Origin of the sequence: Streptomyces sp. NPDC127068 (genome assembly GCF_042724695.1) — a bacterium.
Taxonomy (GTDB): Bacteria; Actinomycetota; Actinomycetes; order Streptomycetales; family Streptomycetaceae; genus Streptomyces.
This window is the reverse complement of the sequence record NZ_JBHXEN010000053.1, coordinates 36789-59637: the sequence shown is the minus strand read 5'-3', so window position 1 is coordinate 59637 and position 22849 is coordinate 36789. Positions and strand designations below refer to the sequence as shown.

Sequence of the window (22849 nt, the reverse complement as noted above, 5' to 3'; positions counted from 1 at the left end):
GTTCCGGTGGAGCGGCGCCCGCCGCCGGACGGATACCGCCGCGCGATCGAGGCGCACCGCCAGTCCGCCCGGACCTCCCGAGTAGATCCGGTCATCGCGGCCGCAGTCGAGCGGCAGACGAAGGCGATGCGGGAGCTCAGCCTCCAGGCATTCCCCGAGCCCGACCCCGTCACGGGCAACGCGCCAGCCCCGATCGAGCAGGCCCGCGCCGGCGGCCGCCACCAAGACGACGCCTCCCACACCGCACCCCCGACCCCGCTGTCCGCCCGCTGGACGACGACACAATCAAGCTAGTAAGCGCATTTAAGGTGCCATAGCAGCTCGGACAGAGAGTTTTAGGAATAGTCTGCCTGAATATTACCATCCATCAATTAATGGACTATAGCGGAGAGTTAGGGCGGGTCTGGGAAAGGGATGCGAGGACGTAGGCTGACAGGGTGGATTCTGACCACTCTGCCTACCGAGTGCCGACAGGCCGCCCGTTCCTGTTGCGTGAGCTGTACGACAAGCTGCCCGGCGTTGATGACCGGATCAGAGAACTTCCAGACCCAGCTGACCCAACTGAGTACGAGGACATCGCCGATGCCCTGTATGACGTGTTCATCACCGCGCGCAACCTCGCCCCTCACCGCAATGCCACTGGTTGCCGACGGCATCCGGCAGGTCCTGTGGACACCGAAGCACCTGAAGGGTGGGGGCGATGTCTCCTCTGCAACCGTCACAGGCGCAAGGGACGGCCGGGGGTAAAGGCCGGTGCCACGGTACCAACCCAACTGTGGGCCGTACCTGACCCGCCCTACACACGCGCCGCCCTCAACACAACCCGACACAACCTCAACACAGCCGTCGCCGATCTGGACTACCGCTCATCCGACGCAGACTTCCAAGCCGTCGCTGACCTGGTCCATTCCGCCTTCGTCATTGCCCGGGAACTCTCCAGGCAGCGGAACAGCTCGGGGTGCACACGTCACCCCGGAGCACCCATCGACGCCGACGCCCCGAACGGCCCGCAATGCATCTTCTGCCAGGGCGAAGAACGCCGTCGCCGCTTGGGCCCGCCAAACGTGGTAATCCGCCCCAGTCGACCGGTTCCCAAGTACGAACGAGGCTACCGACCCAGGATCACGCCACCACCGAGCCAACCGTAGGAGCAAAGCACGATGGGTCGGGAGTCTGCCTGTGCCAATGCCGAGTGAGCACCTCGCCGCAGCTGAAGAACTCGCCGCTGCCGCACGAGCCTTGCTTGCCCAAGGCGAACTGGAGCAAGCCCGCCACCATGGCGACCTAGCCGCCCTCTACCTTCAACTAGCACACACCCGAAGGGAGATCATCGGGAACTCCGTACCTGCTGTCACCCCAGCGCCTCGCCTCCCAGAATGGTGTGGCGTCTGTGACGGCCCAGATCTCAACATGCGGTGGATCAGCGTCAACGGCGCGGACGGCCGACAGGCAATGAAACGTTGCCCCACCTGCAATCCCTACGCCGCCTCCGGCATCGACCCAACCAATCCGCCCCCGAGAGTTGAGGAACCCGCTGCCCCAGCCTCCTAACCGGGTCGAGACCCGCGTGATCTGGCTCCTCGGCAGACCCCAACGACGAGTGGGCCCCAGGTCCGGAACTCACCCGCTCCGGTGAGTTCGCGGTGAACTGGGTCACGCTCGGCGCTCAACCCAGCGTTCCGCAGACTGTGGTTGATGACGTCGTCACCCTCGTATCACCAGCCGCCCTCACCAAGATGAACCGACCCGGGCTCCATCACCCTGCCCGGCCACGCTCTACGGGTGGCGGGCTAGCAACTGGGTGTAGAGGGTGCCGCACCTCTGGTAGGACAACTCCGTGACCAACACAAAGCAGCGCCGCGCCTACGCAGCCCTCCGCCACACCATCAACGCTTTGGAGGGCGAATCGTGGAGGGAGTCCATCAGGGAGCGAGGTTTCCGCCTGACCACCAACCTCGAGGGGGCTTCGCTCAGCATCTCCCCATGCTCTAACGACCCCCGCCCGTCTGCACCCCCAGTCCGTTGCCGGCACCGGGAGGAAAACCGCCTGGAGCACGTGAGAAACCACATGGTCTGCCTGCGCGGAGACCTGCTCAGCATCGGCCTCGACTTCGCGGACCGGTTCCCCGAAGCCACGCGGAAAATCATGAACGGTGAGCCCCTCGCCGTCATCGAGTACGACCCGAGGCCGAATACCGCTGACGCCCCGTTGCCCCAGAGCTGACATTCGAGTGGCCGTGGTGACCTGGAGCGCGGATCCGGTTACGATCCCGCCGCCGCCCGGGGCCAACACCCCGCTGCTGCCCAGCACCCGCACACCACCATGCGCCCGAGTGGCGGTGAGACAGCCGCGGCCGGCCCTGGGCGCCTTCGACACGGCGCCCGACCGACACCGCCGCACCGCCCCGCGGTTGACGGGCTCCGAGCGGTGGCCCGGCGGTCCCGGATGGTGGTGGAACAGCCGGGCTGTGTCGTCACAGGACGCGGGGTGTCGGAGTACGGGTTGAAGTGCAGAGTTGCGTACGGTTGAACGTGCAGAGGTGTCAGGCCACCTCGGTCTCCCGGTCGGCCCGGCCCACGCGGGGGTAGCTCGCTGGTCCCCCACCACACCGGCAAGGCCGGCGTGTCCGCCCCGCCAGCGCGGGGGTAGCTCCCCGCGTTCCTTCGCCGAAGCCACCGCTGCGGTGTCGGCCCCGTCAGCGCGGGGGTAGCTCCCGTGTTGGCCGCCTGACGTACGGATTCAGCACGTCGTCCCCGCCCACGCAGGGGTAGCTCTATCTTCAGCACGGGCGGGCCACTTCAGTCCGGGTCGTCCCCGCCCACGCAGGGGTAGCTCGGGCGCCCTGCGCCCCGGGTTCGGCCGCGACGCGTCGGCCCCGCCAGCGCGGGGGTAGCTCTCGTGATCGTGGGTGAAGGTCGGACCATCGCTCGTCGTCCCCGCCTCTGCGGGGAAGTTCGTTGTTCTGCCGCGGCGACAGAGGTGGAGCGGCGTCAGGTGTGGCGACCGGGTGGTGGCCAAGGTCGGTGCTGGTGAGTGCGAACGTTGAACGGTCGTCGCGCGGTGGGTGCTCCAGGAGTCACGGTGGGCCAGGTCGAGGGAGAGCGGAGCCCCGTCCAGCAGGCCCGCCAAGACTCGAGCCCGTACCGAAGCCGCGGCTGCGCGCACGCGGCTACCCCAACCAGACCTACGGAGCCGGTTGTCGTACCCGCAGCCTGTCTGGTCGCCCGTCTGCCTCAACCGTCGACGACATCGACCAAGAGCAGCTCTTCGACTGGTTTCCGGTGTTGCCCGCGGTCCGCAGTTGGTCCTCGATCGTATCGACCAGGCGCCTCCGAGGCCGAGCGTCGTGTGGCGACCGCGCGTCGGCGCACCAGGACATGGAGGCCCAAGCGCGGGTCCGTGAGGCCACGCCCGACCCGTTGACACCAACGCCACACCAAGCAGGAACAGTAAAGTGGGATGGAACCCCAACCCACACGAGCCCGGCTGTGAAGCATGTAAAGCAAAACACCATGATCACGCCACAAACCCGCAGGTCACCAAGAGTCCGCCCCGCCAGCGCGGGGGTAGCTCCCAGACCGTGTTTCAGGATCAGCCGATGGACTGGTCCGCCCCGCCAGCGCGGGGGTAGCTCGGTCCACGGCATCACCACCGACCGGGCCCGCACGTCCGCCCCGCCAGCGCGGGGGTAGCTCGTACCCGCTGGGCGAGTACGACCAGATCAAGATGTCCGCCCCGCCAGCGCGGGGGTAGCTCCCCGCTTCGGTCCGGTCTCGTCTCCGCTGTGGTGTCCGCCCCGCCAGCGCGGGGATAGCTCGCAGCAGATGGCGCTGGTCGTCAACTTCCGCAAGTCGGCCCCGCTAACGCGGGGGTAGCTCGCTCCGGGTGTCCGGGGAAATGGGTGTCAGCTCGTCGGCCCCGCCAGCGCGGGGGTAGCTCCGGGGGGGGCACCCCTCGCCGGCCGGTGGCACCCGGTCGTCCCCGCCCACGCGGGGGTTGCTCGGTGGGGGAGCGGCGGCCGATCTGTTGTTGTGGTCGTTGCCTTGGCCGAGGCAGGGGAGTTCGCTGGTCTGTGGTGGCAGAGGTGGAGCGACGGCAGGTGTGACGACCGGCTGCTGCTCGGCGTTGTGAATGTCGAACGGTTCCCGCGCGGTGGGTGCTCCAGGGGACGCGGTGGGCCGGGGTCGGTAGGACGCCCAACACATCGGCGCCAACGACACACCGAGCAGGGACAGTAGAGTGGGATGGAACCCCGACCCACACAGAACCGGCCGTGAAGCATGTAAAGCAAAACACCATGATCACGTTACAAAACCGCAGGTCACGAAGTGTCGTCCCCGCCCACGCAGGGGTAGCTCGGAGCTTGAGGCGGCCTTCGCCGACGAGGCCTCCGGCAAGAGCTTCGAGACGTCCAACCCCTACGGCGACGTGGCGACGATCACCTGGTCGCTGCTGGAGAACTACGTCGCCGCCGCTGAGGCCAACTCCAAGGGCTACAAGGTGGCCACCAAAGACTTCGTCGACAACAAGGTCCAGAGCGTGCCGGACGAGAAGATCTGGCCTCTCGTGTGGCAGGCGGTCGAAACCTTCGGGCCGCTGCTCATCGACATCGCTACCAAGAACTTCAAGCCGCAGAAGAAGGACCTGGTGTCGGCGATCGACAGCGTCCCCGCACACCGGCGCAAGGACAAGGACTGGGTCGACTACGCCACCACGCTCGCGCTGATCCTCGCTCAGGGAACCGTGCAGGTCCTGTCCGACAACAAGGACTTCGCCACGTCCGGGCAGTACCCGACGATGCCCAAACCGCCGAACGACGTCGATCCGGCCTACTTCCGTGATGCCCTCAACTTCGCCACCGCGAGCACCAAGTTCCTGGATTTCACGTTCAACTTCTGACGATCGTGGACGGCGCGGGCCCCGACGACGACCCGGTACGCGAAGCAGCGGCGCAGGCCCGGCGCCGCCACCAAGAAGCCAAAGCGGCGCACCACCACCGTCGATCGCCGTGCCGAGCTCAAGCCGCTTGGGCTCGGCACGGCGATTGACCTGCTGATGACCCAACGCGGCATGGTCGCCCCGGCCGCCGGCGACACCGTCCTCGCCGCAGCCGTGCCCCAACTCGCCGGGCGCGTCCAAGCCGTGAAGTTCGACGCGGACACCGGCCACTTGGACGTCTTCCCCGACACCCTGGTCCTCGACACGAAGCTGCGCTGGAGCGCACCGAAGCTCATCGCCGCAGCCAACGAACAGGTGCCGAAGGCGAACGTCCGCACCCTGCACGTCCTGGGCCCCCGCGCCCTATGAAGACCAGCCTCAACCCGGCGCCACCGAACCAAGTCCGCAACCAGCCGCGCCCGCGGCACCAGTGGAGTGCAGGATACCGCCGGCCGGGTATGTACCACCGCGCGTTCAAGGCGCACCGCCAGGCGCGCCACCGTCCCGCATCGACCCGGGCATCGCGGCAGCGGTGGAGCGGTAGACGAAGGCGATGCGAGCTGTCGCGCCGGGCGTTCCCCCAAGCCCGACATCGTCGCGGACGACGTTCCAATTCTGATCGGGCAGGCCCCGTGCCCAGCAGCGCCGCCAAGCCGTAGCCGCCGAGGCCTCCCAGGGCGGTGGCAGCGGCATCACCGACGAGTCCCTCGGGTTCACCCACTCCGACCACGACCTCGAGGTTTTCTTCCAGGCCGTCTGGTCCCCGTGACGACGCCACCCTCTCCGGGCGCCGTGGCATCGGGGCCGCCACCCCCGCCCCGACGGCGCGTTTGGCAGTCCGGACCTGCTGCGCATCCACGTCGCCGCCTACCGCGTGATGTACGAGATCAGCGACCAGCAGATCCGCGTCAGCGTGATCCATCTCGGGCGGGTCCGTTAGTTGGCGGCGCGGTGTCCTCATCAACCCTTGAGGGTTCGCAACTCGCCCCGCGCGTGACGAGGGTGATCTACCGCGTCAGCCCCGGCCAGCGCGGGGGTGCTCGCCAAAGCGGCGCACCGGCACGGGCGTACGGCGGCACGGACTGAACCACTGGGACTGGGCAACGCGATCGACCTGATGCGCGCCTACGCGGCCCAGGACCGCGCCGCGATTCGTCCAGGTCCTGCGGGAGACCGGCCGCTCGCACAACCCGGCCACCGTGGTCCGCCAGGCGGTGCGGACGGTGTCGGTCTTGCCGGCTGGGAGGTGCCCGCCCTTCATTTCCTTGGCTTCGGCGGCCCGGAGCCCGTCGTAGGTCAGCTCTCGTTGGAAGTCGCGTGGGAGTTCCTCGGCCGCTACGCCTTCACCCGCCCGCCGACGGCCGGGCTGCGCCCGCTGCGTGACCCGAGCACCGATGAGAAAGCGGCCGACGACGAGAAAAGCTGACCGCTTACCAGCGGTCAGGTCGTTCTGGTTGCTACTCGGCCTGCAGGACGAAGAACAGGAAGCACAGGAAGCGCGGCTCGGCCGCGATGGCCTCGGGAAACAGCTCGCGGGCGGCGGGATCAGGATCCGGCTCGCTGATGACCGATATCCGGAAACCGGCCCCGACGAAAGCCTCGATCATCGCGTGCAGCGGCCTGTGCCATCTGCTCACCAGGGCGGTCTGGCCGCCCACGGTCCACTCTACGGTCCATTTGGTGGTGTCGAAGTAGTGGCACTCGGCCTCGCGACCGGCCTCGCGGTGTATGAGGTTGATGGCAAAGGGATGGTCGACAGACGCGATCAGCCGACCGCCGGGCCTGAGTACGCGTCGCAGCTCGGCCAGCGCCGGCCCCCAGTCCTCCAGGTAGTGCAGCACCAGGGACGCCGCCACATCGTCGAACGTGTCATCAGCGTAAGGAAGCGGGCTGCCCAGGTCCGCCACCTGCAGGTCCGCACTGTCGCCGAGCCGCTGCCGAGCCAGCTCCAGCATCCCGGCACTCGTGTCGAAGCCACTCACAAGGGCGCCGCGGTCGCGCAGCGCGGCAAACAGGGCCCCCGAGCCGCAACCGGCGTCGAGGATCCGCCGGCCAGCCACGTCTCCAGCGAGGGCCAGCATCGCGGGCCGCTCGTAGTAGGCATTGACCAGGTTGGTTTCGTTAGCGGCCGTGTACGCCTCGGCGAAGCTGCTGTAATCGTTGGTCTCCGACGGATCCACACTCACTACCGACGGCGAGACCAGCTTGCTGGAAATCACGGGCTCTTGGCGCTCGCTCGAGATCATGATGCGGGAGACGTGCACTGCAACAGTTCGGTTCCTGGCGCGGCCAACTGCTGCGCTGCGTCGTCGCACGAGTCGATCTCGTCTACCCCGGAGTCCTCTCCCTGTCGGGCCACGCCGGTGCGGCGGGCCCTCCCGGAAAACGCGAGCGAGATCCGGCAGAAGGCGTTGGCGCAGCTCGCGGCCGTTAGCCGCGAGGACGAGATGCCGACGGACCCCGAGGACGAAGTCATCGTCCACCAGATGCTGGAAGCGTACTTCCAGCACTACGAACGAAGCGCCGCGGAACACGATGCACCAGCCATCGGGCGCGAGATCGCTGACCAGCGGCGGGCCTGGGCCGAGCAGCAGCGCCTGGCGGGATTGGGCTCGACCTGGCTGCTCACATTCGCGACCGAGGGGGAGCTCAACTCGATCCTCAAGAGCTTGGAGGGCGAGGGACCGGCCGAGGAGATCACCCGGGCCATCTCCGAGCGCGCGGCCGTGAAGCGATGGCTGACCTCGCGGGGCCACGACATCAACGTAAACAACGTCAAAGCCTCGGCCGCCGACCCGCGGGCCGGCGGCCGAGGCTTTGATTATCGGCCTGGTCTCCTGGGGGGGTGCCCCTATCTCTTTGGTCAAGGTCGTGGGTCAGGATTTGCGGCATGACGACCTGGTTCCGGACCTACTACGAGGACGAAGATCTGTGGCTGTATTTCGAGGCCGATGACGAAGGCTGGGCAGCGCGACAGGTTGAGGTCCGGGGGCGGGACTCGCGTCCGGTGATGGCGGCCTCGTTGGAGGAGGTGCTGCACTTGCGTGATCATGCAGATCTCGCGGCGATGTTCCGTTATGAACGGCAGTACGGCGTTTTCGCCGAAGGTCCCATGGACGGCTGGCAGGACCAGCCGCGGGCGGCCGAGATCTCCGCGGAGGAGTTCGAGCGGCTGTGGGCTGAAGCACGGCGGGCTCTCGGCGATTCAGGCTGACTTGGCGGGTTGAGGTTCGTAGAAGGTTCCGTCGCGGAGCATCGCGAAGAGGACGTCTGCCCGGCGTCTGGCGAGGCAGAGGAGGGCCTGGGTGTGGTGCTTGCCCTGGGCGATCTTCTTGTCGTAGTAGCTCCTGGACGCCGGGTCTGTCAGTGCCTCCGGGACCGGTGACACCACCCCCCGGGCCATACGTTCAACAGGGGGGAGCAGTCATGCCGGGCCCGGAGGCCGGGAGCCCCATTGCGGGACCACCAAAAAGGTAATGGGGGGAAGTCCTGGCCGTTCGACACCGGCTGGCCGCCGGCTGTCGCTACCGTGGCGGAGACGGCAGTCCCGCTGTAGACAGGGGTGTTCGGTGATGGCCGAGGAACGGCGGGCCCAGTTCGACGCGGAGGTCGACGCCGGAGGACGAGGAGATCTTCGCTCAGTTGCGAGAACAGGGAGCCGCCTGAGCCGCCGCTTCAAGATCGTGTAAGCGCCCGTCGCCGAAAGGAGATCGACCCCGCTGGTTCGGGGGCCGCTATGTCCTTGGTCAAGCGGGTGGGCAGCGTCGGCCGGGGTTCGATCTTCTGCGTGGGGCATGAGACCGTCTGGTCGTGTCGGAGATGACAAGTAGGTTGGAGACGGCCTTGGCTGAGGCGTCGTCTCCCTCGTGGTCGCAACGTGTTCGTGCCGGGCGTGACCTTGCTTCCTTCGCTGTTGTTCCTGAGGCTGCGGAAGCGCTGGTGGGGCTGTTGCTGGACGGCGAGGACACGGCGGTGACCCGGCAGACGGCAGAGGCGCTGGCCCGTATGGGGACGGTGGCCGCCATCAAGCTCATCGCTCTTGCGGTTGCCGAGGCGGACGACCACCAGGCTGACTGGCTGCAGACCGGGGTGCATGACGCGCTCGTGGAGCCGGACGGTGTGCTGCACGTTGCAGCGGTCTGCGGGCAACTCACCCGGGACCCGGAAGCAGCTGTCCGTCGGGGTGCCGCGGAGGTCTCGGCGTGGGCGGACAGCACAAGATGCTGATGTGACCCGAGCTGCCTGTGGGTTGGTCCATGCAGCCATCGCGTGGGGTACGCGGGGTTCGTAGAAGGTGCCGTCGCGGAGCATCGCGAACAGCAAGCTGATGCAGTGCCGGGCCAGGCGGAGAAGGGCTCGGGTATGGGTCTCAACGAGTAGGAAGGTCTTCTACCCATGATGCTTCTTGCCGAACACAAAGTGACGGCCACTCCCAGCCGCGGAGTTGTCGAGGTGTACGACGCTGAAGCCTACGAAGGCGATGTAGCAGCCCTGGACGCCGCAGAGGTAGAAGTCGTCGCCGGCAACGGCTACCACCTCTACCTCATCAGCCTCCAACCAGACATCGCCGTCCAAGTCATCATCCGCGTCTGGGACACCCCACCCCCGCCCCCCTCCAACGCCGAAGGCCACGTCAGCGTCAGTATCGAATCAGAAACGGGCAGCCTCGTCATCGGACAACTCGACGCCGGCCCGGCAGGCGACATCTCCCTTCCCCGCCCCGGCGTCTACGACGGCTACGCCTGGTGGGAAAACCGGGAAGCGACAGCCGCGTACTACGCGACCACGCTCCATCACCTCACCGACGACACCCCCGACGGCTACCTCACTCGGGCATGGAAGAACTGCCCGGTCACCGAGCGCTACGTCTTCGACCTTGCCTACCTTCGCGACCCCGAACCTATCGACGATGAAGATCTTTAGTACCACTGAACCTGAATGGGTGCTGTCGGGCGGACCGTGAGCGCGGTGACACCCGAACGACTCCGGGAGGGCGTGTCTCGGCAGGATGTGCATATGACCGAGAGCGAAGCGGGTCTGCTGGCGTTGCTGCGTGACCTCGACGATCCGCAGTGGCTGGAGTGGCCGCAGACCTACGACCGTGGTGCGAGCGCCATCCACTTCCGTCGCCTGGTGGCCCGACTTGGAAGTGACTTCGCAGCTCACTGCACGGCGGAGCAGGACATCCAGGACTCCAGCGAGTACGGACGTGTCGTCGTGCCCGCAGACGCGACTGTACGCGGGACCCGGATCGTCGTGTGCGTGAGCAAGTTCGGTTCGTTGGCGCTCGTGTGCGCGGACAACCCCGGCGCTTTCCTCGGAACTGAGGAGGCACAGGCTGAGGGCGAGCTCGACGGCGCTGACCTCGCCAGGGTCAACCGGGCGCTGGTCGAGCTCGGCTACGTCGTGGTGACAGAAGAACTGATGGAGAGCGACTACGACGGGCCAAGCCGACTGCCCTCGCATGTTCAGCGTCCCACCTGGTGGGCTCGCTTCTTCGGCTCCTTCTGACGGCCAGCCTGACAAGGCCAGACCCGTCACGGCCACACAGCCGTTGATCACATCCAGCCGGTTGGAACCGCACGCCCTGGAGACACCCAACGAGCTCGGGCACCACCGCGGCGAGGGTGCGGACCGCTTCAAGGGTTCGGCAGCACGGGGCGCCGGACTACCACCTGTGCAAGGTGTACCGACCAGAGGAGCCCACGACCTTCTACTCGTAGCAGCCCACGCCAGGTCCCGTGTTCAGCTCAACCCACGCACTCGGAAGAGGACAGGCTCGGGGCAGACAGGGAAGAGGGGTGCCCCCGATGAGCGCACAGCCAGCCCACTCCCATGAGCCGGCCCCTGCCCACGGAACGCCGACCGCATCGCGGCCACACTCGGCGGCGGGCACCGGATGGAATCCTCCCAACCCGGCTCCGCTTCGGGTGCCCGCGTGAACCAGGTTGATCGGTGCGCGCCGAGCCGACCGCGGCCGGACAGCCGGCCGCGGGTCCGACCGAAGAACCCCGGGGATCTAGCCGCGCTCGCTGCCCACCAGGAGCACCACAACCCCCGCGACGACGAGATGGCCGCCTGTGTTCGCGCCGCAGTCGAGAGCCAGACCCGGCGACTGCGGCGGAATCCGGAAGCCGGAAGAGGCGGCCAGCCGGTACCGAACAGCCAGGACCGCACCCCCATGATCAGCGTCGCCGCCAGGCTGCGGTGACCGAGTCCGCCGAGCCCGTGCCGAGTGAGCCGGGATAGCTCGCCGGGAAAGGTGATCAGGGCCAGCGTCTCAGAACGCCGGAAACGGGAAGCGCGGAAGAACTGGCACCGCTACCGCTAAGCTCCCAGGCACCAGAGGAACAGACCTCGAAGAGGGCCATCTACCTGCGGTGTTGCACTACCGACGGACCGCTGCAGAATCCACATCAAGCCCCCTACCCACGAGGGCCGTGAACAGCGGCTTTACCCTCGGGTGGGGCGAGGAGTCCTCATCAACCCTGGAGGGTTCGCAACCGCCGACGGCGGCTGGCGTGCAGCCCGCGGCGCCAGGCGGTCCTCATCAACCCTGGAGGGTTCGCAACCGTACGTGGACGGCCAGGAGCTGACGTGCTCAGCGTGTCTTCATCAAACCCTGGAGGGTTCGCAACAGGACTGTAGTGGCTGCGGCACCGTCGCCCAGGCCCGCAGCGGAACCTGGGTGGAGCCGTTGTGCGCGAAGTGCACCAACCCAGACCCGGACTTCTGGGGCCGCTGCCCGGTCTGCACCATCACCTGGCAGCTCAGCACCCGCCCCTGCCGGGGCTGTCCTACTCGGTCGGCAGACGGAGCATCGGTTCGAAGGCCGCGTCCTCCTCGCCCTCGACCGAAGGGAGGAAGCCGTCCGGGACGGTGCGGGCGGCCGTGGTGAGGAGGCGGGCCAGGACCTCGACCTCGGTGGCCGGGGGGAGGCGGAGGGCGGCGAGGAGGCGGTCGCGAACCTCGGGGTGATACGGGTTGTCCTCAAGGTAGTTGGCGTTGAGCGCGGGGGGACGGAAGCCGGCCAGGGCGTCGTGCCAGGAGGGGAGGACGATGGCCAAGGTCAGGGCCTCGGAGAGGGACTCCGCGATGAGGGAAGCCTGGCCCTCGGAGTCGGTGTAGAGGACGGGGCGGACGCGGTCGGAGCCGGCCGGGCCGCAGAGGTAGTGGGTGCCTCCCGCGTTGCAGCCGGCCACGGGCTCCACCGGGAGACCGGCCGGCAGGGCGATCGACTCGATGGGGTCGGTTCGCGTGAGATCGAACTCGCCGTCGCAGGCGAGGTACGCCTCGACCTCGGGGTCGGCGGCGATCCGGCGGAGCAGGGCCTCGTCGGAGAGCGCCGCCGGGTTGAGGCCGCGGGCGGCTTCGGGGGACAGGGGGTGGCCCGCGAGGACGTGGCGGACGGTGTCGACGGGGACGGGCCGCTCGTAGTCCTCCTCGAAGTGCGCCTGGACGGCCTCGGGGGAGCGGTCGGTGAGGAGGCGGAATAGGTGCCTGGAGCCGTCCGGGTCCGGGCTGCCCGTGGGGAACTCGATGGCCGAGCCGGTGCGCCAGGCGCTGCCGCCGGTCTCCCACCACAGGCAGGCGGTGACCCGCGGGGCGCCGAGGCCCTCGTCGACGAAGGCCGGGTCGTCCAGGAGCGGGCGCAGCGCGGCGGGCACCTCGTCGATGACACCGGGCCAGACCTGTTCGTCGTCCGTGGCGTACGGGCTCATCTCCGACTCGTGGTCGAAGCCGCGGACGAGCACACCGGCCGGGGTGAAGAGGACGGAGAAGTCGTCACCCGAGCCGTTGTCCATCAGGGCCGCCTCCGTCCCAGGCCCCCAGGTGGTGGAGAAGGAGTAGCGGGAGAACTGTGGGTCGCGGCAGATCGCCTGGTCCAGCACGGCGAGCGCGCGCAGGTGCGCGCGGAGCTCGGCGGGGTCCGGGAGGAGAGCGGCGGTCGTGTGCACGGTGTCCATGGGCTCATGTAAGCAGCCGGCACTGACATCCAGGGCGGCGGTTCGGTCACACCCGCTCTCTCACTCAGGGAACGAAAAGCCCAGCTCACGCAGGCGGGGCAAGCACGCTGCGAGGCATTGCTCCACAGACGCGGCATCGGTTCGCACAAGGACGTCCTCGCGCAACGGCGCTCCGGTGGCGACGAAGGTCCAAGGCTTGCCCCTCTCTGCCATCCGCTCAGCGTCGGCCTTGAACAGCACCGTTACGCCCTGTTCAGCCAGTGCTTCCATAATCGCGACGATGTCCACCGGCTCTCTCCCCTCCCGAAGCGCTTCGAACGCGCCACGGGACGACCATATTCACTCCGGGCCGGACCCTGGACACCGCCCGCATGACCCAAAGTGACCGATCGGGGCGCTCTGAGCTGGAATACGCGACACCTCAACATGCGAGCTCACCAGTCCCGAAGCCGGGTTCGGGGATCAGTCAGGACGTGGTTAGCGGTAAGCCCATGATGATCAGGTCGCGGCCGTGATGCGGGTGGCGTAGACCCGGTGGGCCTTGCGCTCGGCGGAGTTGGCGGTGTCGGTGGCGAGGGCGGCGGCCTGCTGCAGCGCGGTGCGGTGGAGTTCGAGCGGTGCGGTGATCCGGAGGGAGTGGCCCTGGCCGCGGCGGATGGTCCGGCCGGAGGCGAGTGCGGTGCGGACGGTCTCGTCGCCGCCGGCGAGCAGGTGGTCGGCGAGCAGGCCGGGCAGGTCGAGGGTGATCACCGGGTCCGGCTCCGGCTGCTGCTCGGTGGCCGGGTCGGTGAGGGCGTCGAGTTGCTCGGGGAGTTCGCGGGCGCCGGCGGCGTCCAGGACGCGGCGGATCGTCTTCGGGTCGACCTGGTGCTGCCGGGCGAGGGCCTTGACGGCGGTGCCTTCGCCGAACGCCTCGACCACCTTCGCCGCCTGGTCCGGGTCGAGCGCGGTGGGGCGGCCGAGCGTCTTGCCGGAGGCTTCGGCGGCGACGCCTTCGCGGGTGTTCTCGGAGATCATGTCGCGCTGGAACTCCAGCACGGAGGCGAGCGCGTTCACCATCATCTTGGTGCCGGGGTCGTCGGAGGCGAGGTCGATGCCGGACAGCAGTCCGGACTCGACTCGCAGGTGCAGGCCGCGGCGGATCAGCACCGGCCGCAGGGCGAGGATGTCCGCGACCGAGCGGAAGAGCCGTGCGGCGTCGGCGATGCGGATGGTGTCGTCGACGGCGGCCTCGTTCAGCAGCCCGGTGAAGCCGGCGCGGTCGAGGGAGAGCTGTCTGGTGGAGGTGGCGGGGTCCTCGTAGATGGGGGCGCCGGCGGCCAGCAGCGGGGCCAGGGCGTGGCGCTGGCGGGCGTCGGTCTGCCTGTCGGTGGAGTGCCGCAGGTAGAGCCGGTCGGCCATGTGCTCTTCGCCTTCCCAGGGTGGGCCGGGCGGGGTCCGGCGGTGTCCGTGGACCACCCTAGCGGGGGCGGAATGGGAAGGCGGAATGGTGGACCGGATTCGATTGGATCGGCGGCCGGTTCCGGCAGGTCGGCGGGCCGAACCGATTGGATCAACAGCTGGGGGCGGAATCGACCGATTCCGACCCCCTCCTGTTATGGATTGGAAGTCCACGTCGAGGCAAGGGTCACCGTTGCCGGCGCAGGACTGCCGACGGCAGCGAGAAGCCCGTCCGGGGCTGGCCCCGTGGCTTCACGGAAGGACACCGTGCTGCCGGAGAACCTCGCTTCGTTGAAGGACACCGTGCCGCCGGAGAACGACGCGAGGTAGAAGTACACCGTGCTGCCGGAGAACCTCGCTTCGTTGAAGGACACCGTGCCGCCGGAGAACGACGCGTTGCCGAAGGACACCGTGCCGCCGGAGAACGACGCGCCGTTGAAGGACACCGTGCCGCCGGAGAACGACGCGCCGTTGAAGAACACCGTGCCGCCGGAGAACGACGCGCGGTCGAAGGACACCGTGCCGCCGGAGAACGACGCGCCGCTGAGGTCGATGGGTCCGTCGATCGTGACTGCGGTGAGGTTGAGGTCGCAGCCCTGCCAGGAACGGTGGGCTCCTTGGGGTATGCGGTAGTGGTCGCCGATGAGGCGCAGGATCGTGTGCCGGACTTCGCGCAGGGCGAGGTAGCGGTGGTGCTCCTCCAGGTGGGTGGGATCGTTGCCCGGGTCGGGGGTGAAGGGGAGACGGAGGTAGGCACACAGGACGTCGATGCAGGTCTGGCGCAGGCCCTGGTCGGGTGCGTCGTCGGCCAGGCCCGCGAGAGCGTGGACGCCTCCGAGTTGAACGGCGGGGGAGTCGGATCCGAGCTGCTCGACGGCCTGGGTGAACCTTTCGGTGTGCAGGCGGGTGGACTCTCTGTGGGCGCCAGCCTCGTCGACGCGCTGGCGGCGGTAGGCGACGACCAGGGCGACGAGCGCTCCGGCTCCGGCGACCACCCCGAAGGATACCTTGACCAAGTCGAAGAGGGTCCGCGCGTCGAGCTTTGCGGTGCGGTCGACGCCCTGGAAGTCCAGCACGACCACCAGACCGTAGAAGACGCCGCCCGCGACCAGCACTGCGGCGATGAAGGTGACGGTCAGGGCCCGGCCGACCCGCCACAGCCGTAACTCCCGGCCATCCGGTGCCGGTCGTGCGTGCGGAGTCGATCCTGGCCTTCGTATGGTTCTCATGGCGATGGAGACAGACCCGACCGGCCCCCGGTTGCAGCCTGGGAGCCCTGATGGGGCGTCTGATGGGGCGCAGCGGCCAACGGCCCCAGCCCGCGGATTCCCTGCGCGTGCCGCCGGGGCGGCCCGTACGATCCCCGGCATGACCACGCCGCCCCGCCGCCGGCCTCTCGGCCCCGGCACCGAGCGCCACCCCCGCCTCCAGGAGGAGCAAGCCGTCGGATCCGTGCCGGGACAGAGCGGTCGCGACCACGGCAGACATCGACGGCGAACCCCTCTACCGGCCCGACATTGCTTGCCGGACCTCCGCGCCCGAGGCGTCCTCGGCGGGCGTCCTGGAGGAACCCCGGCACCGTGAGGGTGGCCCCCTCAGATCTAATGGATTCTGACTCCCCGGTGGGTATCCAACTGCGATGCTCAGCAGATGAATCCCCCCTCCCCGTGGAGAGCAGCATGGGCCTGAGCGCCACCGGCGAACCCGTCATCGCACAGGACGAAACCCAGGCGCGCATCGGCATCTGCCTTCGGCCGGGCTCCCTCACTCTCACCCAGGACGGCAGAGACTTCGCCGCGTACCACGCCTTGGTGGAGTTCGTCGCTGTCGACGCACGCCCCTGGACAGCGGAAAGGGTCTTCTTCTCGGCCGAGGGGCCGGACGGCAAGTCCATGCGTTTGGCCGTGGACCTGCTCAACGATGCCTACGACGGCCACCGGACGGGTGTTCCCGCCGCAGTCTGGAAGGTCGTGGCCCTCGCCGCGACGTCCGCTGGAGACGTCGGCATCACTTACGCGCTTCCCGAACCCGTCTGATGTACGGATGGGCCCTTACCCAAGGCTGGGTTGTGGACCGGGACGCGATTTCCCGTACGATCGAGAGGCGGAAACGCGTAAAACTTGACGCAGAGGGCCCCGTCCCTGGGCGGCTACCCAGGTCCAGGGCCCTCCATCCGCGACACAGCCAGTGAGCCCGGTCGTCTACGAATCGGCCGGGCTTGCTGCTGCGCCCGACGCTACGACCCGCTCACGGGTTCTCCGCTAGGAGAAGTGCTGTACCACGAGGTTGGCGATGCCCACGATCGTCGGTGACCAGTCGATCAGAAGCTGCCAAACACGTTGGCGCCGTTCCTGGCGCTGCTTGGCGGCTTCCTCCTCGTCACCGTCATCGACGGGCTTCTTGCCTTCCATCTGTGCCTCCGTAGCGTCCGAGATAGCCCGGCTGCGCTGCCGGGCCTCCACCGGATGGTGAAGTACTAGGCAGACGCCACAAAGGAACATCCCCAGCATAGATGGGGGGTTGAGGTCCAAAGACCCTAGGGACCACAGTTCTTTGAGGGTCGCGCGTCGCTGATCGCGGGTCAAATATCGTCTCTACCTGCAACGAAGGGCCGAATCACGATGACGGGAACCAGGCCCGCGAAGGCGCGCAAAGAATCCAAGCTCAGACCACAAACGGGGGTACACCCAGGGCCGGTCAAGGGCGAGGGCCAACGACTCGGCCTGGCACGCCGCCTGCGTTCGCGGGAGAGCGTCGATCACATGGTTACCGGCGTCCTTCAGCTCGTCGGGGACGAGGAAGTTCCAGTGGGCGGCGTCGTTCGGCGCGTGCCGGCGTCCGCCGCGACGATGCGGTACCGCGCCGGGCGATGCCGCCCGCCCCACCACCCCGTCCACGGACCTCGACCGCTCCGCCCAGGCCGGACACCGCCTGGCCACCGTCTCCCGCTGGATCCTCAACGGCCCCGGCAGCGCCCTGCACGTCGACCGGCTCGCCGATGACCCCGAGCAGAGCGCCCGCCTCCTAGAGGAAGACGCCCTCGACGTCGAGGGCGCTCTCGTCTACGCCTGCCTGCTCCACCTCACCGGACACCGCGAGTCGGCGCAGTTCTGGTGGCAGCTCGCGGCAGGCGCGGGCAGCCGGGCCGCCGCCTACTGCCTTCACCTCCACCACACCCACCTCGGTGAAGGCCGCGAATCCCGGCACTGGTACCACCAGCTCACCGGCTCCATGGACGACAGCCAGCCGCCCGACGACGCGTTCATCGAAGGGCTCGAGGCTGTCGCCCGCTACGTCCGACGCCACGGATCCGACGCCACCGCGCCGACCGGGCGCCTGGAGGGGGAGGTCGACCGGCTCGCGTCCCGCAGCGTCGGCTCGGCCTGCATGATCGCCCGCCGTCCCGACCGCCACCTCGTCGACCGGCTCTACGAGTTCTTCGCCCGCCGCACCTGATCCAGACCCACGAAAAGGGATCCCCAACCGGCCACGGTTCCAAGGCCACAGGCCGGAAGGCTCCCCTCCCTCGACATCCCATAGAAGAAGGGGACATCCACGTGCACGATAACCCCCGGCAACCTGCCCCGAACCGGCCCGCCACCTGTGAGAGGAGCCCTCTCCGAGCGCATGTCCGACGCGCCAAGAGGCACCGCCGCGTCGCCACCGCGCAGATCCTCCGCGGCGCCTGCTACGGCCTTGGCACCGGCGCCGTCACCCTCCTCGTCGTCTGGGCCGAGCAGTACATCTGAAAACACCCCGCGGGGTCTGCCGACGACTCGGCGGACCCCGCCCCCGGGTCGTCCACCCCCGCCGCGGGCCCACCGGCGCAACGGAAGTCGAGATGCCCCTCGTGCCGTCCGCGGCCGTCGACGCCTCGATGCCGAACGCCTCCGAGGACGAACGCCGTGTGGCGACCGCGCGGCGGCTGCACCAAGACGTGACAGCCTAGACCTGGGTCCGGGCTGCCGAGTGGGAGGGTCCGCGGCCGGCAGGCCGCCGAAGTCCCGGCCGTGCCGGTGCCGACGATGGTGGGGCCCGCGCCACGTTCGGTCGCCGCGCCCGGCCCGGTCGTCGACGACGTCGGCCAGGAGCAGGAGCTCAGTCGTCGGGGGTTGTGTTCTCCGTTCCACACGACCAGCACGTCCACGTACCAGGCAACTCGTAGTGCGTCGTGGACCAGAAACCCTTGGGCCTCCCCTTGACCACATTGACCTCCCAGCACCGCCAGCAGTTGAACTCGAAGTCCTCCATCCCTCCAGAATCCCGACGATCAAGCAAAAATAAATCCACTTCTGACTTCCATGTCCCGTTCCGGTTCACCAGACTGGCTGGTTCACGACTACCATCGGGTCCACGATGTGAGCGCTCAGTGCCGACTCCGCGCGCCGGACAGAACCGGCCGCCCAAGCCCGCACCGAGCGCCACCGCCAGGACGATGCCTCCCACTCCGCGGCCCGGCACGCCGGAACAGCGGCTGCGGTCCCGCAGCCAACGCCGCTGGGCCAGACCGCGTAATGCTGACGCAGCGGGCATGCTACGAAAAGTGCCCCCTGACCTGCGCTCTTGCACTACCGGCGGATCGCTGCAGAATTAGCTTCAGACACCCTGCCCAGAGGGGACTCGACCAGCGGCTTTACTCTCGGATCCAGTCCTCATAAACCCTGGAGGGTTCGCAACGCCGTCGTGTTCCTGCCGCTGGGCGCCGCGGTGAAGTCCTCATCAACCCTGGAGGGTTCGTAACGGCAGGGGTCGCACGCTGGTGAGGCAGGGGCGCTGGGCCGGGTCGTCCTGCCGGGCGGTGGTCTGGCAAGTGCGGTTCCGGGGTCCGCCCGGTGGGTGGACCCCGGACGTCAGCGGTTTCGGATATGCCGCAGCAGGCGCTTCCGCTCAGCGGTTTCGGGTTCCGTCCTCGCGGGGCGGTGCACCGGGGGGCCGGTCGGTTCGTCGGCGTTGTCCGCGAGGGACTCTTCGATCCTGGGGCTGGACTGCAGGACCTGCTGCGGGCTCCAGTCCTGGGGCCAGGCCTGGATCAGGTAGCGCTCGGTGGGGTCCGTGCTGACACCGTCGGGGTTGAGGCCCCGTCCGTGAGCGTGGACCCTGAGCCGGTACCAGCCCGGCCCCCCACTCGCGAGGTACGGGAGCTCGCCCGCCACGTATCCGGGGTCGACAAACATCGCTCCGCCGGGAGAGTGGACGCTGGCTTCGACGATCTCCTCCCAGGGCCCTGTGTCGCCGGGCGGAGCTGCGGAATGCATCTCGGTCCGGACTGTCACTCGGCCGGTGTGAATACCGGTCCTGATCCACGCTCCGTGGTCCATCGGAGCGAGGAGCCCGGTGGACCATCGTGTCGACTCGACCGTGATGTCCTCGCCGTCGGAGATGCAGAAGAGCCCGTCATCCACGCGTACGACAAACGATTCGTCCATGGCGGGAGCCTAGAGTGCCCATGCACGGACCGGGGGGCGGTGGAGAGAATCCGCCGCCCCCCGGTCGTGATCTGGCCGGTCAGTCGCCGATCAGGACCCGGAAGGGGTCCTTGTTCATCACCCGCTCGGTCTTGTAGAAGGAAGAGTTCTTGCCACCCTGGTAGTTCTGGTCAGCCACTTTGATCATGCAGGCGCTCGCGCCCTTGGGGCCCGTGCGCGTCGGTACGCCGCTGATGGAGCAGCCGGAGAAGCTGCGCCGCTGTCCGCCAGCCGCCATGCCCTGTCTGGAGGAAGCGAGCGGGTACTCGTCACAGCTCTTGCCGGCAGGCCGCGTCTCGCCGGGCGGGCAGGCGAGATCCCTGTTCCTGTCGATGGTGGTCTGCGAGGTGGTCCGGGTCAGAGGCTGGCCGAGGGTGGCGCCGGGGAGCCCTGAGTTCTGAGCGCGGGTGATGTGCGAGGCGAGTTGCGGCGCGGCCCGCTTGCTGTAGACCAGCGGGGAGGGGTACCAGGGCACGACACAGCCGGGGACCCTGCCCGTGAAGGCGTTGTCGCAGCGGAAGTCGTCGAGGGGCCGCTTGACGGTGGCGGGATTGTAGCCGGGGTTGGTGAGCGTCAGCGTCCAGGTGGTGGTGCACTTGCCGACCGCGCCCGTCCGGGTGGCGGTCGTGTCGAAGAACGACTCGCCCAGCCGCCAGGAGTTCAGCGGCGTCAACTTCTTCGCCGGGAACTTCGACGTGGTGACCTTGCACTCGCCGCTCTTCGTCGCCTTGCCGCTGACGGACGCCTTCAGGGCGTCGCCCCACCCGCCGTAGGCGGAGACCTCAACCTGGTGGCCCCAGGTCGGCAGGCTCTTGTCACCGTAGCTGTACTGGATGTCGATCAGGTTGGCCACGCCGGTGACCTGCCGCTGCCCCTGGACGGTCCGGTACGTCGTGTACGTGAGGCCGGAGATCATGCAGACGGCTTCACGGATTCCGAGGACCCGGTTGCGCGCGTCCTCACACCACGCTGGCGGCGCTGCCCCGGCCCGCGGTGCGAATGACCCGCTACGCAGCCGGTTCTGGAGCGCGGAACTGCTGACCGGCGTACGACGCAGACAGGCTTCCGTCCCGTCGGCGCCCGATGTGCAGTCCTCCTCGGCGGCGACGAGACGGCTCTGACCGGGCTTCACGGCCGGGTCGGAACCTGGACCGGCGATGCTCACCGGCTGAGGCTCGACCCCCTGAGACGTCGGCGGACCCGCTGCGGCGGGGACCGCGACGAGAGCGGCGAGCAGCCCAGCAGCCGCAACAGAAGCCCCAAGCAAAGTTCTTAACTGCAAAGTATCTCCTTTGTTTTCACCCGTGGCGGACATCTCCGACGAGAGGGGAACCCCTCCCGGCGTGGCGATTCCATCACGACTACGGGATCGCTGATAGGCATCTACAGGCCCACAATCAGGGGGCGATCCGCCATCCTTCGCGAAGGAGATCGACGGCGGCGCGTCGGCTTGACTCGCGAGCCAGCGCTAGGGGGTACACCCCAGGGAGACTCGTTCGCAGTTCCCATATGCAATCAGTCGACGGGGGGTGCAGGGTGAAACTTTCCTCAGCCGAACCGCCTCCACAACGCCCCTGACCAGCTGCCTAGCCGCGAAGTTGACGAAACGCCAGATAGGCCCCGTGGTACGCCGGTAGGGCCCCTTCGTGGCCCGGCCCGATCCCGAAGAAGAGGCCGTCGTCCAGGACTTCGACGGCCGGTCTGGGCGACGTTGCCCCTCCCCAGGCTCACGTCAAGTACGGGGAGAGCCGGTACGCGGACGCCGCGCCCGCCGCACCGGGCCCGGTCGAGCGCGGCCTCAAGGTGGTGGGCACGGTCGTCGGCACCGTCAAGGGCGAGCTGGCGGACGAGCCGCTCGGCGGGCAGAAGCCGCTCCGCGCGAACAGCAAGGGCCCGCACCCTCGCACGCTGGAGGCCGAGGTCGTGGAGGAGGTCGCGGGCGGTGCGGGCGAGGAGAGGGGCGTGCGCGGTGGGGCCAGAGGGGAGAGCTCGGGCGCGCGTGGTGTGGGTCCGGTCGGCGTAGGAGACCGTGAGGGTCACGGCCTGGGCGATCTCACCATGCGCACGGAACCGCGCACCGAGCTCTTCGGCCAGGCCGAGAACCACACGCTGGTGGCGCTCGGAGTCGAGCTCGTCGCGGGCGAAGTCGTGGCGCGCGCCGAGGGAGCGGTTGGGGTCGATCGGGCGGGGTCAGCCGTGGGCGAGGTCGGTGATCCGGCGGCCGACGGTGGCTCCGAGGATCCGTTGGAGGATGGCGGGCGGGGTGTCGGCGAGGTCGCCGACGGTGCGGAGCCCGTAGTGGGCGAGGGTCCGGGCGGTCTTGGGGCCGATGCCGGGGAGGGCTGCGGTGGGGCGGGGCCGGAGGAACGCGGCGATCACATACGGGTGTCGTCGATGATGGTGGCGGTGCCGGGCGGGGTGACGTCGGCGGCCATCGCCGCGAGCGCCCGGGTGGGCCCGGCGCCTGCGGAGACGTGGACGTCGAGGTTCCAGAAACGGAGGGCGCCGGTGAGGTCCGCGTAGGCAGACCGGTCCTCACGTTGGGGTTCGACTTGGGCGCTGATCCCGTTGAGCACGCCGAGAAGCTGCTGGAACGGGACCCCGGCCTGGTCAGTGGGCCGGTCGGTGGGGGGGAAGTGGACACGGAGGATCGCCCGCGCCTGCGGCTGCGGCGCGGGGCTTGTTGGGGTGGGGGTCATCCGGCGCTCCCGGGCTGGTGTGGCCGAGGCGGCTGAGGTTGGCGGAGCGGGTCCCGTGCGGCTGGAGGGCGGCGTACGGGTGGAGGCGGGCGCCGGCGGTTCCGTTGGTGAGGGTCCGGGACCGGATGGGGTAGGGGCGGAGACCCGGCCGAGAAGGTTGAGGACGGCCTGGGGGCCGTGGGTGCAGCGGGCGGTGGCGAGTTCGTCGAGGTCCCAGACGCGGTCGCCAACGATGGTGCGGCGTGGTCCGCGGGCTTCGACGGTCCTGCGGACCAGGAGGAGGCCGTTGTGGAGAAGTGGGCAGCATGACCGCGTACAAGGTCATCCTCACCTCACAGG

23 protein-coding genes, 3 pseudogenes and 1 CRISPR repeat array are annotated in these 22849 nt (G+C 68.6%); of the genes and pseudogenes, 12 read left to right on the top strand and 14 right to left on the bottom strand.

Annotated elements, in window-relative coordinates:
* The 5 genes and pseudogenes from ACFWIA_RS28060 to ACFWIA_RS28040 all read left to right on the top strand — a co-directional run.
* A pseudogene (locus ACFWIA_RS28060) lies at positions 1 to 294 on the top strand (hypothetical protein); the annotation flags it as partial.
* A gap of 1762 nt (positions 295 to 2056) precedes the next feature.
* On the top strand, positions 2057 to 2224 hold the full coding sequence (locus tag ACFWIA_RS28055) for a hypothetical protein (protein WP_387009799.1): 168 nt from the start codon (positions 2057 to 2059) through the stop codon (positions 2222 to 2224).
* Positions 2225 to 3546: 1322 nt separating this feature from the next.
* A CRISPR array of direct repeats spans positions 3547 to 4003; the repeat unit is 28 nt; unit sequence GTCCGCCCCGCCAGCGCGGGGGTAGCTC.
* A 426-nt stretch (positions 4004 to 4429) separates the two neighbouring features.
* The gene (locus tag ACFWIA_RS28050) at positions 4430 to 4900 is read left to right on the top strand and encodes a hypothetical protein (protein ID WP_387009797.1); all 471 of its coding nucleotides are present in this window, start codon (positions 4430 to 4432) and stop codon (positions 4898 to 4900) included.
* A gap of 156 nt (positions 4901 to 5056) precedes the next feature.
* Positions 5057 to 5308, top strand: a complete 252-nt coding sequence (locus ACFWIA_RS28045) for a hypothetical protein (protein ID WP_387009795.1) — start codon at positions 5057 to 5059, stop codon at positions 5306 to 5308.
* 748 nt (positions 5309 to 6056) lie between these two features.
* On the top strand, positions 6057 to 6365 hold the full coding sequence (locus tag ACFWIA_RS28040; RefSeq protein WP_387009793.1) for a hypothetical protein: 309 nt from the start codon (positions 6057 to 6059) through the stop codon (positions 6363 to 6365).
* A 31-nt stretch (positions 6366 to 6396) separates the two neighbouring features.
* On the opposite strand, the gene ACFWIA_RS28035 is transcribed toward ACFWIA_RS28040, so the two are convergent.
* Positions 6397 to 7185 carry a class I SAM-dependent methyltransferase gene (locus ACFWIA_RS28035; protein ID WP_387009805.1) on the bottom strand — a complete coding sequence of 263 codons (789 nt, stop codon included), beginning with the start codon at positions 7183 to 7185 and terminating at the stop codon, positions 6397 to 6399.
* Here ACFWIA_RS28035 and ACFWIA_RS28030 point away from each other — a divergent pair.
* Together ACFWIA_RS28030 and ACFWIA_RS28025 are read left to right on the top strand one after the other, a co-directional pair.
* Positions 7165 to 7833 (top strand): hypothetical protein, encoded by a 669-nt coding sequence (locus ACFWIA_RS28030; protein ID WP_387009807.1) that lies wholly within the window; start codon positions 7165 to 7167, stop codon positions 7831 to 7833. The two genes, ACFWIA_RS28035 and ACFWIA_RS28030, sit on opposite strands and share 21 nt — an antisense overlap.
* Positions 7830 to 8153, top strand: coding sequence for a hypothetical protein (locus ACFWIA_RS28025; protein WP_387009791.1), 324 nt, complete (start codon positions 7830 to 7832; stop codon positions 8151 to 8153). Before ACFWIA_RS28030 ends, ACFWIA_RS28025 begins: the two co-directional genes overlap by 4 nt.
* Here the strand turns inward: ACFWIA_RS28025 and ACFWIA_RS28020 are convergent.
* A pseudogene (locus ACFWIA_RS28020) lies at positions 8145 to 8309 on the bottom strand (IS110 family transposase); the annotation flags it as partial. The gene ACFWIA_RS28025 and the pseudogene ACFWIA_RS28020 sit on opposite strands and share 9 nt — an antisense overlap.
* A gap of 449 nt (positions 8310 to 8758) precedes the next feature.
* Here ACFWIA_RS28020 and ACFWIA_RS28015 point away from each other — a divergent pair.
* The 3 genes from ACFWIA_RS28015 to ACFWIA_RS28005 all read left to right on the top strand — a co-directional run bounded on the left by ACFWIA_RS28015 (position 8759) and on the right by ACFWIA_RS28005 (position 10450).
* Positions 8759 to 9166, top strand: coding sequence for a hypothetical protein (locus ACFWIA_RS28015; RefSeq protein WP_387009803.1), 408 nt, complete (start codon positions 8759 to 8761; stop codon positions 9164 to 9166).
* 168 nt (positions 9167 to 9334) lie between these two features.
* Positions 9335 to 9862: a hypothetical protein gene (locus tag ACFWIA_RS28010; RefSeq protein ID WP_387009789.1), complete on the top strand. Its 528-nt coding sequence runs from the start codon at positions 9335 to 9337 to the stop codon at positions 9860 to 9862.
* 93 nt (positions 9863 to 9955) lie between these two features.
* Positions 9956 to 10450 (top strand): hypothetical protein, encoded by a 495-nt coding sequence (locus ACFWIA_RS28005; protein ID WP_387009787.1) that lies wholly within the window; start codon positions 9956 to 9958, stop codon positions 10448 to 10450.
* Between the two features lie 1286 nt (positions 10451 to 11736).
* On the opposite strand, the gene ACFWIA_RS28000 is transcribed toward ACFWIA_RS28005, so the two are convergent.
* The 4 genes from ACFWIA_RS28000 to ACFWIA_RS27985 form a co-directional block, all read right to left on the bottom strand.
* Entirely contained in the window at positions 11737 to 12906 is a 1170-nt protein-coding gene (locus ACFWIA_RS28000) for a hypothetical protein (RefSeq protein ID WP_387009785.1), read from the bottom strand.
* A 60-nt stretch (positions 12907 to 12966) separates the two neighbouring features.
* A complete protein-coding gene (locus ACFWIA_RS27995) occupies positions 12967 to 13194 on the bottom strand; it encodes a hypothetical protein (protein WP_387009783.1) in 228 nt (75 codons plus the stop codon).
* A 210-nt stretch (positions 13195 to 13404) separates the two neighbouring features.
* Entirely contained in the window at positions 13405 to 14307 is a 903-nt protein-coding gene (locus tag ACFWIA_RS27990) for a recombinase family protein (RefSeq protein ID WP_387009781.1), read from the bottom strand.
* A gap of 194 nt (positions 14308 to 14501) precedes the next feature.
* Positions 14502 to 15575 carry a pentapeptide repeat-containing protein gene (locus ACFWIA_RS27985; protein WP_387009779.1) on the bottom strand — a complete coding sequence of 358 codons (1074 nt, stop codon included), beginning with the start codon at positions 15573 to 15575 and terminating at the stop codon, positions 14502 to 14504.
* Positions 15576 to 16025: 450 nt separating this feature from the next.
* Between ACFWIA_RS27985 and ACFWIA_RS27980 the strand changes: the two genes are divergently transcribed.
* Positions 16026 to 16382, top strand: coding sequence for a hypothetical protein (locus tag ACFWIA_RS27980; RefSeq protein ID WP_387009777.1), 357 nt, complete (start codon positions 16026 to 16028; stop codon positions 16380 to 16382).
* A gap of 225 nt (positions 16383 to 16607) precedes the next feature.
* Here ACFWIA_RS27980 and ACFWIA_RS27975 read toward each other — a convergent pair whose 3' ends face one another.
* Both ACFWIA_RS27975 and ACFWIA_RS27970 read right to left on the bottom strand, forming a co-directional pair.
* A complete protein-coding gene (locus ACFWIA_RS27975) occupies positions 16608 to 16757 on the bottom strand; it encodes a hypothetical protein (protein ID WP_387009775.1) in 150 nt (49 codons plus the stop codon).
* A 613-nt stretch (positions 16758 to 17370) separates the two neighbouring features.
* A complete protein-coding gene (locus ACFWIA_RS27970; RefSeq protein WP_387009773.1) occupies positions 17371 to 17562 on the bottom strand; it encodes a hypothetical protein in 192 nt (63 codons plus the stop codon).
* Positions 17563 to 17577: 15 nt separating this feature from the next.
* Between ACFWIA_RS27970 and ACFWIA_RS27965 the strand changes: the two genes are divergently transcribed.
* Positions 17578 to 17802 (top strand): hypothetical protein, encoded by a 225-nt coding sequence (locus ACFWIA_RS27965; protein WP_387009771.1) that lies wholly within the window; start codon positions 17578 to 17580, stop codon positions 17800 to 17802.
* A gap of 1394 nt (positions 17803 to 19196) precedes the next feature.
* On the opposite strand, the gene ACFWIA_RS27960 is transcribed toward ACFWIA_RS27965, so the two are convergent.
* From ACFWIA_RS27960 to ACFWIA_RS27935, 6 genes and pseudogenes are all read right to left on the bottom strand, one after another.
* Entirely contained in the window at positions 19197 to 19772 is a 576-nt protein-coding gene (locus ACFWIA_RS27960) for a hypothetical protein (RefSeq protein ID WP_387009769.1), read from the bottom strand.
* A 79-nt stretch (positions 19773 to 19851) separates the two neighbouring features.
* Positions 19852 to 20727, bottom strand: coding sequence for a hypothetical protein (locus tag ACFWIA_RS27955; protein ID WP_387009767.1), 876 nt, complete (start codon positions 20725 to 20727; stop codon positions 19852 to 19854).
* Between the two features lie 632 nt (positions 20728 to 21359).
* Positions 21360 to 21992, bottom strand: a complete 633-nt coding sequence (locus tag ACFWIA_RS27950; RefSeq protein ID WP_387009801.1) for a hypothetical protein — start codon at positions 21990 to 21992, stop codon at positions 21360 to 21362.
* A 9-nt stretch (positions 21993 to 22001) separates the two neighbouring features.
* Complete coding sequence (locus tag ACFWIA_RS27945) at positions 22002 to 22190, bottom strand: helix-hairpin-helix domain-containing protein (RefSeq protein WP_387009765.1); 189 nt, start codon at positions 22188 to 22190, stop codon at positions 22002 to 22004.
* Positions 22187 to 22510 carry a hypothetical protein gene (locus tag ACFWIA_RS27940; protein WP_387009763.1) on the bottom strand — a complete coding sequence of 108 codons (324 nt, stop codon included), beginning with the start codon at positions 22508 to 22510 and terminating at the stop codon, positions 22187 to 22189. The genes ACFWIA_RS27945 and ACFWIA_RS27940 overlap by 4 nt, the downstream gene beginning before the upstream one ends.
* Before the next feature lie 4 nt (positions 22511 to 22514).
* Positions 22515 to 22807: pseudogene (locus ACFWIA_RS27935) on the bottom strand (hypothetical protein); the annotation flags it as partial.
* Between the last annotated feature and the right edge of the window lie 42 nt (positions 22808 to 22849).

What these genes read in the sequence shown, in the direction of transcription:
- ACFWIA_RS28000 (WP_387009785.1), bottom strand. Translation starts at nt 12,906, where the DNA reads ATGGACACCGTGCACACGACCGCCGCTCTCCTCCCGGACCCCGCCGAG.
- ACFWIA_RS28015 (WP_387009803.1), top strand. Translation starts at nt 8,759, where the DNA reads ATGACAAGTAGGTTGGAGACGGCCTTGGCTGAGGCGTCGTCTCCCTCG.
- ACFWIA_RS28025 (WP_387009791.1), top strand. Translation starts at nt 7,830, where the DNA reads ATGACGACCTGGTTCCGGACCTACTACGAGGACGAAGATCTGTGGCTG.
- ACFWIA_RS28035 (WP_387009805.1), bottom strand. Translation starts at nt 7,185, where the DNA reads ATGATCTCGAGCGAGCGCCAAGAGCCCGTGATTTCCAGCAAGCTGGTC.
- ACFWIA_RS27960 (WP_387009769.1), bottom strand. Translation starts at nt 19,772, where the DNA reads ATGGACGAATCGTTTGTCGTACGCGTGGATGACGGGCTCTTCTGCATC.
- ACFWIA_RS27990 (WP_387009781.1), bottom strand. Translation starts at nt 14,307, where the DNA reads ATGGCCGACCGGCTCTACCTGCGGCACTCCACCGACAGGCAGACCGAC.
- ACFWIA_RS28040 (WP_387009793.1), top strand. Translation starts at nt 6,057, where the DNA reads ATGCGCGCCTACGCGGCCCAGGACCGCGCCGCGATTCGTCCAGGTCCT.
- ACFWIA_RS27955 (WP_387009767.1), bottom strand. Translation starts at nt 20,727, where the DNA reads ATGATCTCCGGCCTCACGTACACGACGTACCGGACCGTCCAGGGGCAG.
- ACFWIA_RS27975 (WP_387009775.1), bottom strand. Translation starts at nt 16,757, where the DNA reads ATGGAAGGCAAGAAGCCCGTCGATGACGGTGACGAGGAGGAAGCCGCC.
- ACFWIA_RS27985 (WP_387009779.1), bottom strand. Translation starts at nt 15,575, where the DNA reads ATGAGAACCATACGAAGGCCAGGATCGACTCCGCACGCACGACCGGCA.
- ACFWIA_RS28045 (WP_387009795.1), top strand. Translation starts at nt 5,057, where the DNA reads ATGACCCAACGCGGCATGGTCGCCCCGGCCGCCGGCGACACCGTCCTC.
- ACFWIA_RS27965 (WP_387009771.1), top strand. Translation starts at nt 17,578, where the DNA reads ATGGACGACAGCCAGCCGCCCGACGACGCGTTCATCGAAGGGCTCGAG.
- ACFWIA_RS27940 (WP_387009763.1), bottom strand. Translation starts at nt 22,510, where the DNA reads ATGACCCCCACCCCAACAAGCCCCGCGCCGCAGCCGCAGGCGCGGGCG.
- ACFWIA_RS28010 (WP_387009789.1), top strand. Translation starts at nt 9,335, where the DNA reads ATGATGCTTCTTGCCGAACACAAAGTGACGGCCACTCCCAGCCGCGGA.
- ACFWIA_RS28005 (WP_387009787.1), top strand. Translation starts at nt 9,956, where the DNA reads ATGACCGAGAGCGAAGCGGGTCTGCTGGCGTTGCTGCGTGACCTCGAC.
- ACFWIA_RS27980 (WP_387009777.1), top strand. Translation starts at nt 16,026, where the DNA reads ATGGGCCTGAGCGCCACCGGCGAACCCGTCATCGCACAGGACGAAACC.